General features: G+C 55.9%; 10 protein-coding genes. 2 read left to right on the top strand and 8 right to left on the bottom strand.

What is annotated here, in order from left to right; genetic code table 11:
- The first annotated feature begins 2 nt into the window (after positions 1-2).
- Positions 3-713 (top strand): UTRA domain-containing protein, encoded by a 711-nt coding sequence (locus KP814_RS23115; RefSeq protein ID WP_216738989.1) that lies wholly within the window; start codon positions 3-5, stop codon positions 711-713.
- A gap of 3 nt (positions 714-716) precedes the next feature.
- Positions 717-1,178, top strand: coding sequence for an N-acetyltransferase (locus tag KP814_RS23110; protein WP_216738988.1), 462 nt, complete (start codon positions 717-719; stop codon positions 1,176-1,178).
- On the opposite strand, the gene KP814_RS23105 is transcribed toward KP814_RS23110, so the two are convergent.
- The 8 genes from KP814_RS23105 to KP814_RS23070 all read right to left on the bottom strand — a co-directional run bounded on the left by KP814_RS23105 (position 1,175) and on the right by KP814_RS23070 (position 12,172).
- Entirely contained in the window at positions 1,175-2,260 is a 1,086-nt protein-coding gene (locus KP814_RS23105) for a chemotaxis response regulator protein-glutamate methylesterase (RefSeq protein ID WP_216738987.1), read from the bottom strand. The two genes, KP814_RS23110 and KP814_RS23105, sit on opposite strands and share 4 nt — an antisense overlap.
- 50 nt (positions 2,261-2,310) lie before the next feature.
- Positions 2,311-2,946: a chemoreceptor glutamine deamidase CheD gene (cheD, locus tag KP814_RS23100; RefSeq protein WP_216738986.1), complete on the bottom strand. Its 636-nt coding sequence runs from the start codon at positions 2,944-2,946 to the stop codon at positions 2,311-2,313.
- 1 nt (position 2,947) lies between these two features.
- Positions 2,948-3,796, bottom strand: a complete 849-nt coding sequence (locus KP814_RS23095; protein ID WP_216738985.1) for a protein-glutamate O-methyltransferase CheR — start codon at positions 3,794-3,796, stop codon at positions 2,948-2,950.
- Positions 3,797-3,809: 13 nt separating this feature from the next.
- Positions 3,810-4,109, bottom strand: a complete 300-nt coding sequence (locus tag KP814_RS23090; protein ID WP_216738984.1) for an STAS domain-containing protein — start codon at positions 4,107-4,109, stop codon at positions 3,810-3,812.
- On the bottom strand, positions 4,106-4,621 hold the full coding sequence (locus KP814_RS23085; RefSeq protein ID WP_216738983.1) for a chemotaxis protein CheW: 516 nt from the start codon (positions 4,619-4,621) through the stop codon (positions 4,106-4,108). Before KP814_RS23085 ends, KP814_RS23090 begins: the two co-directional genes overlap by 4 nt.
- Positions 4,621-7,350 (bottom strand): methyl-accepting chemotaxis protein, encoded by a 2,730-nt coding sequence (locus tag KP814_RS23080; RefSeq protein ID WP_253938582.1) that lies wholly within the window; start codon positions 7,348-7,350, stop codon positions 4,621-4,623. Before KP814_RS23080 ends, KP814_RS23085 begins: the two co-directional genes overlap by 1 nt.
- Before the next feature lie 72 nt (positions 7,351-7,422).
- Positions 7,423-9,756 carry a methyl-accepting chemotaxis protein gene (locus KP814_RS23075; protein ID WP_216738982.1) on the bottom strand — a complete coding sequence of 778 codons (2,334 nt, stop codon included), beginning with the start codon at positions 9,754-9,756 and terminating at the stop codon, positions 7,423-7,425.
- A gap of 94 nt (positions 9,757-9,850) precedes the next feature.
- The gene (locus tag KP814_RS23070; RefSeq protein ID WP_216738981.1) at positions 9,851-12,172 is read right to left on the bottom strand and encodes a methyl-accepting chemotaxis protein; all 2,322 of its coding nucleotides are present in this window, start codon (positions 12,170-12,172) and stop codon (positions 9,851-9,853) included.
- Positions 12,173-12,178 lie beyond the last annotated feature (6 nt).

Raw genomic sequence — 12,178 nt, 5'->3', positions numbered from 1 at the left:
TTGTGAATCAGGCAGCCGCTTATCTGTCTCTCGCCGCCAAACTGCAGCAGCGCATTCTCAACGGCGAATTGCCCGCCGGCAGCAAGCTTCCCTCGGAACGCGCCTTATGCGCCCTATTCGAAGTCTCCCGCGTCAGCGCCCGCGACGCCCTGCACGCGCTGGAGTCACAGGGATTGATCTATCGTCTGAATCGCATGGGCTGGTTCGTGGCGCCGCCGGTGTTTATTTACGATCCCACCCGCAGCAGCAGTATTCTGGAAGAAGCGATCAACCAGCATCGGGCGCTGACCACGGAACTGCTCAGCGCCGGGCGGGAGACGCCTCCGATTCAGGTCAGCAAAGCGCTGAAACAAGCGCCGACGCAGAGCGCCTTTGTCGTCACCCGTCGCCGCGCAGTGGACCAGCGCTGGGTACTGCTGGAAGTCTGCTACTTTCGGGAATCGGCCTTCCCTGATCTGCTCTCCCACGATCTGGCTGGGTCTCTCACCGCACTGGTGCGGGAACAATACGGCTATCGGGCCAGAGAGCTGGACGTCAGTATTTCCTCCTCGCCTATCAGCCACAGCCATGCGCAACATTTGCAGGTGCGGGAAGGCTGCCCCTCTTTGAAACTGGAGAGACAGGTAAAAGTCGCTGGCGAACCTATCGCGCTGGAGCGAGAATTCTGGCTGCACGACGCCATTGAAATGCGGGTGAAAGGACAAGGTAGCTGAGGCATGCGCGAAGACGCCGACGTAAGATTTATCTCTCTCAAGACACACCAGCTCAGCGAGGCGTTCGCCGCTTATAAAGCGGGGCTCTATACGTCCATCGACACCACGTTCGGATGGGATGAAGACTATCAAACCCAGCGCTTTCACAGCCGCTACGCGGTGGAGGATCTTTATTGGATCGTCAGCGCCGACAGACGTGTCGGCCTGCTCTGCTATCGGTTGCATGAGGACGCGCTGCATCTGCATTTGGCGCTGATTTTTAGAGAGGCGCAAAGTCAGGGACTGGGGTCGCAAGTGATGGCGCAGTTACATCGTCTGGCGCAAGAGACGCAGCGCCCAATCACCCTTTCCAGCTTCAAAGACAACCATGGGGCGATTCGCTTCTACCGTCGCCATGGCTACCGGATTACCGGGGAAGATGCGCATTTTGTCGAGTTGGCGCACGACGGCGATCAGCGCGCCTAGCCCGGATTCTCCGCATACCAGCGCTTCACGGAGGCGGCGATTTTTTCCAGGGGTAAAACGTCATCGGCGGCGTTGAGCTTCACCGCCGCGCCGGGCATGCCCCACACCACGCTGGAGGCTTCATCTTGGGCGATGGTGTAGGCGCCGGCTTCATGCAGACGCAGCAGTCCAGCGGCGCCGTCCTTGCCCATGCCGGTCAGCAATACCGCCATGGCGTTGGCGCCGGCGGCTTTGACCACCGAGTCGAACAACACATCCACGCTGGGGCGATGACGATTCACCGGCGGGGTTTCACTGAGCCGACACACGTACTTGGCGCCGGTGCGCACCACTTCGAGGTGATATTCGCCGGGAGCGATGTACACCCGCCCCATGGTGATGGGAGCGTTGTCGTAGGCCTCCTCCACCTTCATCGGCAGACGTCGGTCCAGACGTTCCGCAAAGGAGCGCGAGAAGGCGCCGGGAATATGCTGAGTGATGACGATGCCCGGCAGGTCCATGGTCAACCCATCCAGCAGGTCGCGAATGGCGTCCAGTCCGCCGGTGGAAGCGCCGACGGCGATCAGCTTGTCCGTGGTGGCGAAAACCGGTTGCGGCCTCTCGCCGGCGGCGACTTTCTGATGCTGCGTTTGCAGCCGCTGTTGCTTGAGAAGCAGTTTGTCGTGAGGGATGCGCGCGGCGGTAATGACTTTATCAATAATTTCCTGGGCCTTTTCCTCGATGCCCTCGCGCAAATCAATCTTGGGTTTGGCGATGAAGTCCACCGCGCCGCATTCCATGGCGTCCAGCGTCACCGCGGCGCCCTGCTCGGTCAGACTGGAAATCATCACCACCGGCATGGGACGCAAACGCATCAGATTGCGCAGGAATGTGAGTCCGTCCATGCGCGGCATTTCCACGTCCAGAGTAATGACGTCCGGACTGAGCGCCTTGATTTTCTCCCGCGCCTGATAGGGATCGCCGGCAGTGTCCACCACTTCCAGCTGTGGCGATTGATTGAGAATTTCCACCAGAATCTTGCGCATCAGCGCTGAATCGTCCACCACCAGGACTTTGTATACCTTCCCCGCTCCGCTACTCATATTGTTCCTCGTCATTATTCGTTCAAATGCGCCGGAAACCTCCATCCCGCTCAGAACAAGTCCACATCTCCCGCTACCTTGGTATGACTCAACTCGTCCATATAATGTTCTTCACGCTGAATCACCGTATCGTTATGCAGAGACTTCAGGCGCTTCATCATGACTTTGCCGTTGGAGGGGTCATATAGGATCTTGCGCGGGTAATCGCCGCCCACGTCCTCCGACATAATCTTGAAACCGTCCACTTCCAGATAGCGGCGCACGAAATCGATATTCTTCTCCCCCACGCTGCTCATGCCGCGAATCACATTGGCGCCGCCGAATATCTTTACCTCCAGGGTGCTGCGTTTGCCGGTGAGCTTCATGACGTCGTTGATCAGATGCTCCATGGCGTAGTTGCCGTAGCGAAACGCGTCGCTGAGGATATCCATGCGGCCGCCGCCGGCATTTTGCGGCAGCATAAAGTGATTCATGCCGCCGACGCCTGAAGCCGGGTCGCGCACGCAGGCGGAGATGCAGGAGCCGAGCACGGTGCCGATCAATTCCTCCTGGTTGGTGACGTAATACTCCCCGGGCATGATCTTGGCCATGAAGCGGCCCTGGTTCTGCACCCAGAAGCGATTCACATTCTGGAACCATGGCAGACTCAGCGGCGGCGGTTGCGGTTTTTTCTGTGCGGAGTTCACACTAGGTCACCTTCTGATAAATGGTTTGCCCCAGGGAGACAAACTGGCTGGACACGCCGTGCAGGGATTCGGAATGACCCATGATCAGGTAGCCTTTGTCCACCAGGCTGTCCGCATAGCGGGCGATGAGTTTCTGTTTGGTTTCGCGATCAAAATAGATCACCACGTTACGGCAGAAAATCACATGGTATTTGTGCTGAAATGAGAACGGTTTGATCAGGTTCACCTGCATGAACTCAATGTTCTTCTGCAGCTCCGAAGACACCCGCGCCATGCCCGCGTTGGCTCCCTTGCCGCGCAGGAACCAGCGTTTTTTGACCGAAGCGGGAATCGACTCGACGCGCTCCAGGGGGTAAACGCCGCGCTGAGCCTTACTCAGCACCTCGGTGTCGATGTCGGATGCAGTGATCCGCCAGCTCATCTTGGTTGCTTCCGTGGCCTCCGCCAGGGTCATGGCGATGGAGTAGGTTTCTTCTCCGGTGGAGCAGCCCGCCGACCACACCCGGAATTCCTTGACGCCGGCCTTGGCGTATTCTGGGACCACTTTGTCGCGCAAAAACACAAAGTGATGATTTTCACGGAAAAAGGACGTGAGGTTGGTGGTCAGCGCATTGATGAAATGGGTGAATTCTTCGTCCTTGTGCCGCTCCAGATACGCCACGTACTGGTCGAAGTTGCTCAGCTTGAGCGCGCGCACGCGCTTGGCCAGACGCGAGTAGAACATTTCATACTTATTGTCCTGCACCACGATCCCGGTGTGGTCATAGCTTAAGGCGCTGAGTTTGGCGAAATGCTCTTGAGTGAAGTTAAATTCCCGCGCCCGTTCGCCGGTATGCAGCTTATCGTTCATAAGCCGCCTTCCTTCAGTCTGCAAGACCAGGGAGTTGCGACTGCAGGGACAACATGCGCACAACCTGCTTCATGTAGTCCGACGCTTCCAGCCAGTCGACGCCGCCGCCATGACTGGCCTGTCGCCTTTGCGCCGCCAGCAGCAGTTGCAGCGCCGCCGCGTCCATGACCTCCACCTCCGAGCCATCGAGTTTGATGCGTTGCGAGGCGGATGCGCCATTCACCTGTTCATAGATTTTTTCCACCGAACTGATGGAAAACGTGCCGGGCAACTTAATGGCGCCGGATTCATTACCTTGGTGTTGTTCGCTCATTCCTTGCTCCAGGATTCCATCTGGGTGAATGTTTCCGGATCGAGCAGTTTGTCCACATCGATCAGCACCACCATGCCTTCATTGCGATTGACGACGCCGGTGAGGTAGCGGGTGTCGAGCTTGGAGCCCAGTTGCGGACGCGCCTTGATATCCTTCTCCGCCACATCCATGACGTCCGCCACCCGATCCACCACCATGCCCATGGTGTGATGTTCCGCCCCATCGGCCTTGTCCAACTCCACGGAGACAATGATCACCACGGTTTCGCGGTCGTAATCCGCCTTGGGCAACGCGAAGCGCACCCGCAGGTCAACGATGGGCACAATGCCGCCGCGAAAGTCGATGACGCCTTTGATGTACCTGGGCACATTGGGAATTTCCCGTGGTCTGTTCCAGCCTCGAATTTCCCTCACGCGCAAGATGTCGAGGCCATAGGACTCGTCACCCAGCCAGAAGGTCAGGAATTGCAGGTTATTGTCCGCGCTTTGCTGCGCATTCTGTCGCTTATCCATCAGAACACTTCCCAGTCTTCGTCTGTTTGCGTTTTGTCCGCTTGCGGTCGCGCTGCTGTTTTAGCAACAGGTTTGACCTGCTGCGCCGACTTTTTGATCGATTTTGGCTTCGTGGACTGCGCTGACACACTACTGCCGGCGCCCTGTACTTTGAAGAAAGACATCAGTTGCACCATCTGCTGAACGCTTTCCAGCGAAGATTCCGCCGAGGATGCTGTCTCCTCCGCCAACGCGGCGTTCTGCTGAGTGATTTCGTCCAGTTCCATCACCGCCCGATTGACCTGCTCAATACCGGAACTCTGCTCTTCCGTGGCGGAAGCGATGTCGGAAATCAGATCGCTGACTTTCTTCACATGCAGGATGATTTCATCCAGATTCTTGCCGGATTCATCCACCAGATGAGAGCCCGTCTGCACCTTCTTCACGCTGTCTTCGATAAGGTCTTTGATTTCCCGCGCCGAAGTGGCGCTGCGCTGCGCCAGATTGCGCACTTCCGTCGCCACCACTGCAAAACCGCGCCCCTGATCGCCGGCCCGCGCCGCTTCCACGGAGGCGTTCAGCGCCAGTAGATTGGTCTGGAAGGCGATATCGTCAATGACGCCAATAATCTCGGCGATCTTGCGGCTGGCTTCGTTGATTTCGCCCATGGAGGAAACCGTTCGTTGCGTGACCTCTCCGCCTTTGGCGGCGGCGCTGCGCGCGAAGTTGGCGAGCTGATCCGCCTGGCGGGCATTGTCAGCCGTGTTGCGCACGTTGCTGGACAACTCTTCAATGCTGGAAGCGGTTTCTTCCAGGCTGGAGCTTTGTTTTTCCGTCCGCTCGGACAGTTGGTTATTGCCGGTGGAAATCTCTTGATTGGAAGCGCGCACGCTTTCGCTGCTTTGATTCAATTGCGAAATAATATTGTCCAGGCGCACCATACTGCTATTTACCGCCTCCGACAGACTGGCGTACTGGCCCTCATAATCATCCCGCATGCGCCCCTGCAGATCGCCCTCCGACAAGGAACCCATCACCGAGCTGATATCCTCCAAAACGGAAGACATCACCTCTATCAATTCATTCAGCCCTTGCGCCAGCGACTGGAAGAACCCGGACTTGCCCTTCATCGCTACCTGCACCTTCAAATCGCCCTTCCTGGCGCTTTCCACAATATGCTGAACTTCCCTTTCGGTAACGACCTGGTTTGTGACGTCGCGCCACTCCACGACAAAGCCAATGACCGCATCGTTCTCGCCGCGAATGGTCCCGGCGGTCAGATCAAAGTGCGCGTCTCCCAGTTGCAACTTGGCTTCATGGGGGTGGCGTAGTCCGGCTAGTAAGTTGCGCTGATGGCTTGGGTTTTGATGGAAGAAATCAATACATTGCCCATCCAGTTTGTCTGCGTCGAATTGAGGTAAACGTTTTTTGATTTCAGATTCCGCATTCTTCAACACCTTTCTTACCGCCGGATTCATATAGACAATGCAGAAGCTTTCATCGGCCACCATAATAGCGGTTGAAGTCGTGTCCACCGCCTGTTTTAAACGACTGGTGACAATCAGCTGCTTGCGGTCTCTTTCCATTTGCTCCTTCAACTGATCTCGCATTAACCGCAGTTGGCCATAAACGCCTGCACGCTCCTCCAGATCTTGCTCCAAACTTCCCGCCGCAATATTTTTCGCAATGGCCTCCAGTTCCCCCGGTTCCCCTCCCAGACTGCCGGTAATAGAACGCACAATAAAGTAGCCGCAGACAAGCAGGGCGAGGAGAATCACAATGCTTAAGATGATGGCGAAGTTTCGGGCTAACGTAGCCTCAGAAATATCCGCCTCAATCGCTTTCGCCAGCGCATTCACAGAGCTATCCCACAACTCGAAAGAGTGAGCCAGCGCCGCCGTCGCATCTGTAAAGAACTGCTTGCCGCTGGCTTGCGGAATAGTCTCATTACGATCTATGGCCGCCGTCAGTTCCCTGGCTTTGGTCACTAAGCCACGGGAAGCGACCAGTGATTTTTCCAGCAATGGAGGCAACTCAGCATAACGTTCCGCCACCAAACCGACATTGTGCTCTATATCCGTCAAACGCTGCATCACTGCATTACCCAGCCCAACCGCTTGAGAAAGCGTATTAAGATCCGTATCCCCCCTTTCGGCATAGCGCGCTAACTGACCAGAAAAACCGCCTCGAAGTTTTCCCATGTTCTCAACAATAATAGGGAGGTTTGTGGCGTTAATTGTGGTCAAAAACCGGACATCCACATCATGACTGATAGCCAGCGCGGAATTTTCCGCCACAAATTTAAAATACTCACTCAGTCCTGCAATGATATCGGTATGCCGCGCGAAGCTGTCTGGACCGCTCAAGGAACCATAACCAGCTTTTAATCGCGACCAATCACTGGAAAGGGACTGGGCCGACTCCGCAGAGCCGAGTGTCTGGTCATATTTGACTGCCGCATCCACAAGCTCCTTCCAAGCGGAGGCCAGCTTCCCCTCGTTCGCCTGCAGGGCCCCAACCACACTGGCGTCGCCATTTTTCAGCAAGGCGGTGGTCCCTCGATGCTCAGCCATGAGCTTCTGCACAGGGATAATCAGACGAATGATGTCCAGCCCCTGCTCCCCCATCTTTTCTTCATTCAGCAGTGTTTGCGCGTCAACGATGCTTTTCCCCAATAAGAACGCCATCGGAAGAGTGAAAATAAACGCGAATATCGCCAGCTGCTGCCAAATTTTTAGCTTTTTAAACATACCCCCTCCGATTTGATCATCTACGCCAGCCCCTTGTTGTGATGCGGATTGGTTTTGCACTCCTGTCAGAGGTCAGAACACTTCCCAATCCTCTTCATCTCCCGAGCCTGACTTGGGCGCGGGCTTTGCGGACGGATTGGACGTTTTCCTGGACTTCGTTTCGGAGGCGGATTTATGTCGAGGGGCGGACGCTGGCGCGCTCGCCACAGTTTCATGGCCGCCGTCGACTTTAAAGAACGACATCAACTGCACCATCTGCTCTACACTATCCAGGGAAGACTCCGCCGAGGAGGCGGTTTCTTCCGCCAGCGCGGCGTTCTGCTGGGTGATTTCATCCAGTTCCATGACCGCTTTGTTGACCTGCGCCAGCCCGGAACTTTGTTCTTCCGTCGCCGCAGCGATATCGGAAATCAAATCGCTGACCTTTTTCACATGCAGAATAATTTCATCCAGGTTCTTGCCGGATTCATCCACCAGCTTCGAGCCGGCCTGCACCTTCTTCACGCTGTCTTCGATGAGGTCTTTAATCTCCCTCGCGGAAGTAGCGCTGCGTTGCGCCAGATTACGCACCTCCGTCGCCACCACAGCGAACCCTCGACCTTGTTCACCGGCGCGGGCCGCTTCGACTGAGGCGTTTAGCGCCAGTAGATTGGTCTGAAAGGCGATGTCGTCAATGACGCTGATGATTTCAGCGATCTTGCGGCTGGCCTCATTGATCTCGCCCATAGACGCGACGGTGCGCTTGGTGACCTCGCCTCCGGTAGTCGCGGCGTCTCTGGCCAGATTGGACAACTGATCCGCCTGACGGGCGTTGTCCGCCGTATTGCGCACATTGCTGGATAGTTCTTCGATACTGGAAGCGGTTTCCTCCAGACTGGAGCTTTGCTTTTCAGTGCGCTCGGAGAGTTGATTATTGCCGCTGGAGATTTCCTGATTAGACGAACGCACACTGTCGCTGCTGTCTATGAGCTGACGCATAATGCTGTCCAGACGCTCCATACTGGTGTTGGCCGCCTGCGCCAGATCGTCATAGCCGCCCTGATAATCATCACGCATGCGCCCTTGCAGCTCGCCTTCCGCCAGGCTTTGCATAAGGCTCCTGACATCCTCCAGCACCAAATCGATCACGCCGATCAGTTCATTCAATCCCTCCGCCAACGAGCGCACAAAGCCTGCTTTGCCTTCCATACGAATACGCTTCTTCAGATCTCCAAGCTTGGCCTTCTCGACCATCTCCTGCACCTCACGCTCGATGGCGATCTGCGCACTGATGTCACTCCACTGCACGACGAAGCCCTGAATGGCGCCTTGTTTGTCGCGGATCGTCCCCGCCGTCAGATCAAAGAAAGCGTCGCCCAGTTGCAGTCTGGCGTCATGAGGCTTTTGGAGCTGCGTCAGCAAACGACGCTGATGGCTGGGGTCCTTATGAAATACATCAATACATTCACCAATCAATTTGTCCGCATCAAACTGGGGCAAGCGTTTACGAATCTCCGGCTCCGCATTCTTCAATGCCTGCGTCACAGCCGGGTTCATGTAAGTGATTTTGAACTCTTCATCGGCCACCATCAGTCCTACGCTGGCGGCTTCTATGGCCTGGCGCAGCCGCGACATGCGCACCATCTGGATATGGTCCCGCTCTCTTTGCTCACGCAACATATTGCGCATGGAAAACAAACTTCCGTACACCCCTGGTCGCTCTTCCATGGCCTCATCCAGGCGCCCTTCGGAGACTGCGCCAGCAATGTTTTGCAGCTCAAGAGGCTCTCCGCCAAGCACGTTAAACAGCCATTTACGAAAGCGCCAGATGCCAAACGCCCCGCCAAACAGACCCGCCAGCACCACCGTCAGGACAATGGTAAAGGTGCGATTCAATTCCGCATGGTTCATCTCGCCAATGCTGGTCGTGCGGCCTTCAATCAGCTCGCTCAGCGCACCCAGCTTTTCCTCCAACACCTCAAACGATTCTTGAAATTTCAACGCGTTAGTTTCAACACTGGTGAGTGTTGGGCTGCCCAGAACCTCTTTTGCCGTAGAGAAATAATGCTCAACATCCGGTTTGACGTTTTCCAGCGCCTCCCCCACCGCCGTTGAAATACTTGATTTCAGAATCACCTCAATGTCACTACGCATGGCCGACTCATGTTCGGCAAAGTCATTACGGGCCAACTGCATATCGCTAGAGCGACCTTCCGCCATTCCATAGGCGTATTGATACACCACGCCTCGAATGCCGTCATGACGCATATCCAGATCCCCCGCTGCGCGCACGGCGGTGACCACAGCCTCCATTTGACTTTGATTGGCGTCGTTGGCGGACCGCTGTCCCACCAGAACAATGACAATTACAGCAAATACCAGAGTAAGGAGAATTAAAGCCAACCACAGCGTACGCTTTAGAGACATGTTTCGGTCCTCCGAATAGCGTCTGTCATCAAGGAGTTATCGTTTATTGGCGTTGTCCGGCTCGTCGCCGGGTCCTACGTAAGAAACAGGTCCTTCAAAACACCTCCCAGTCATCTTCTCCGCCATCTGTTTTTGGCTTGCCGGCGGGTTTCTTCGACTGTCGCACTACCGGTTCTGGCACGGGCGCCAGTTTAGGTTTCGGCGACCTTGCAGGAGGGCTTCCCCCACTCCCACGCACTTTGAAAAAGGACATCAGCTGCGCCATCTGTTCTACGCTTTCCAGCGAGGATTCCGCCGAAGACGCAGTTTCTTCCGCCAAGGCGGCGTTTTGCTGGGTGATTTCATCCAGCTCCATTACCGCCTGATTCACTTGGTCCAAGCCGGAACTTTGCTCTTCCGTCGCCGCAGCAATATCGGAAATCAAGTCCGCGACTTTTTTCACGTTGCCGATGATTTCTTCCAGTTTTTGCCCCGATTCATCCACCAGATTGGAGCCGGCCTGTACTTTCTTCACACTGTCTTCGATCAGATCTTTGATTTCTTTCGCCGAGGTGGCGCTGCGTTGCGCCAGATTGCGCACTTCCGTCGCCACCACTGCGAACCCGCGTCCCTGTTCGCCAGCGCGCGCCGCTTCCACCGAGGCGTTAAGAGCAAGCAGGTTGGTCTGGAACGCGATGTCGTCGATGACGCCGATAATCTCGGCGATCTTGCGGCTGGCTTCGTTGATTTCCCGCATGGATTTCACCGCCCGCTGAGTGACTTCGCCGCCTTCCGTCGCCGTATTGCGGGTGAGGCCAGACAGTTGATCCGCCTGCCGCGCGTTGTCTGCGGTGTTGCTGACATTGCTGGATAGCTCTTCGATACTGGATGCGGTTTCCTCCAGGCTGGAGCTTTGCTTTTCCGTTCTTTCGGAGAGTTGATTGTTGCCGGTGGAGATTTCCTGGTTGGACGCCTTAACGGAATCACTGCTCTCAATGAGTTGGGAGACGATATTGTCCAAGCGCACCATGCTGCCATTCACCGCCTCCGCCAGCGCAGCGAAGCGACCCTCGTGATCCTCCCGCATGCGTCCTTGCAGTTCACCTTCCGATAACGCCTCCATGACCCTGCCGATATCGCTGAGAACGTCGTCCATCACCTCCACCAAGGCATTCAAACCTTCTCCCAAGGACAGGAAAAAGCCTTTTTTGCCCTCCAGCGCCACTTTTACATTCAGATCACCTCGGCGCGCCGACTCCACGATGCGCTGTACTTCCCTTTCGGTATTCACCTGTATGGTCATATCGCGCCACTCCACCACGAAACCTAATATCTCATCGGCTTCATTACGAATGGCGCCTGCCGTCAAATCAAAATAGGCGTCGCCCAATTGCAGGCTAGCGTCATAAGGCTGACGTAATCCCCGGAGCAGACGGTGTTGATGAGACGGATCACGATGAAAGGTATCTATACAGACGCCTTCCAGCTTGTCGGCGTTGAAGTTAGGCAGCTTCTTTTTGATTTGCGCCTCAGCGTCCTTCAACACTTTTTTTACGGCGGGGTTGGCATAAACGATATGGAAGTTCTCATCCGCCACCATCAAGGCGGTGGAGGTGGTTTCTATGGCTTGTTTAAGACGGGTGGTGACGATCAGCTGTTGGCGGTCTCGTTCAATGCGCTCTTTCAACTCATCGCGCATTTCCCGCAGTTTGCCGTAGACYCCGCCCGCCGGCGTCATCTGTGCATCCATATTCCCAGCGCTGATAGTCGATGCGGCGCTTTCCAGCACTGCTGGCTCCTCTCCCAGGGTCCCCAGCAGATTGTGTCCGAAGCGCCAGAGACCGGAGCCGATAATGATCAACCCCACGATGACAATGCCTAACACTGTGGCGAAAGCGGTGCTGATCTCCTGATGATTGCCCTGCAGAATGCGGTCGCGCTCCGACTTCAGCAGCTCTTTCATCGCCATAGTGCGGGTTTCCAACTCATCAAACTCGCGGGCGAATACGGGTGTATTAGAGTGCAACGCAGCGACAGTTTGACTCTGCATCACTTGATTAGCGGCGGTGAGAAAGGCTTCAACTCTTGGAACGGCATCCTTCATTGCGTTGGACACTTTTTCGGAAACATGGGTGTTCAGCAGGGTCTCCACATTCCGACGTATCGCCGTTTCGAAGCCCGCGTAATCCTTACGCGCTCCTTCCTGCAAAGCCTGACTGGAGGTTTCCATCCCATAGGCGTAATTATAGGTGGCGCCGCGCACGCCCTCCCTGCGCATGTCCAGGTTGCCCATCACCCGGACCACCTCGGTCAAGCGCTCCATTTGATCCTGGTTGGACACCGTGGAGCGGTTCTGCACCACCAACACTGTTACGATTACAGCAAAAATAATGACGACGGCCGCCCCAGCAAGCCATAAAGTACGCTTTAACGTCATGTCCTT

Source organism: Hahella sp. HN01 (assembly GCF_018986435.1).
Classification (GTDB): Bacteria; Pseudomonadota; Gammaproteobacteria; order Pseudomonadales; family Oleiphilaceae; genus Hahella.
The sequence above is the reverse complement of the archived record's forward strand: the minus strand, read 5'-3'. Positions and strand labels throughout refer to the sequence as shown.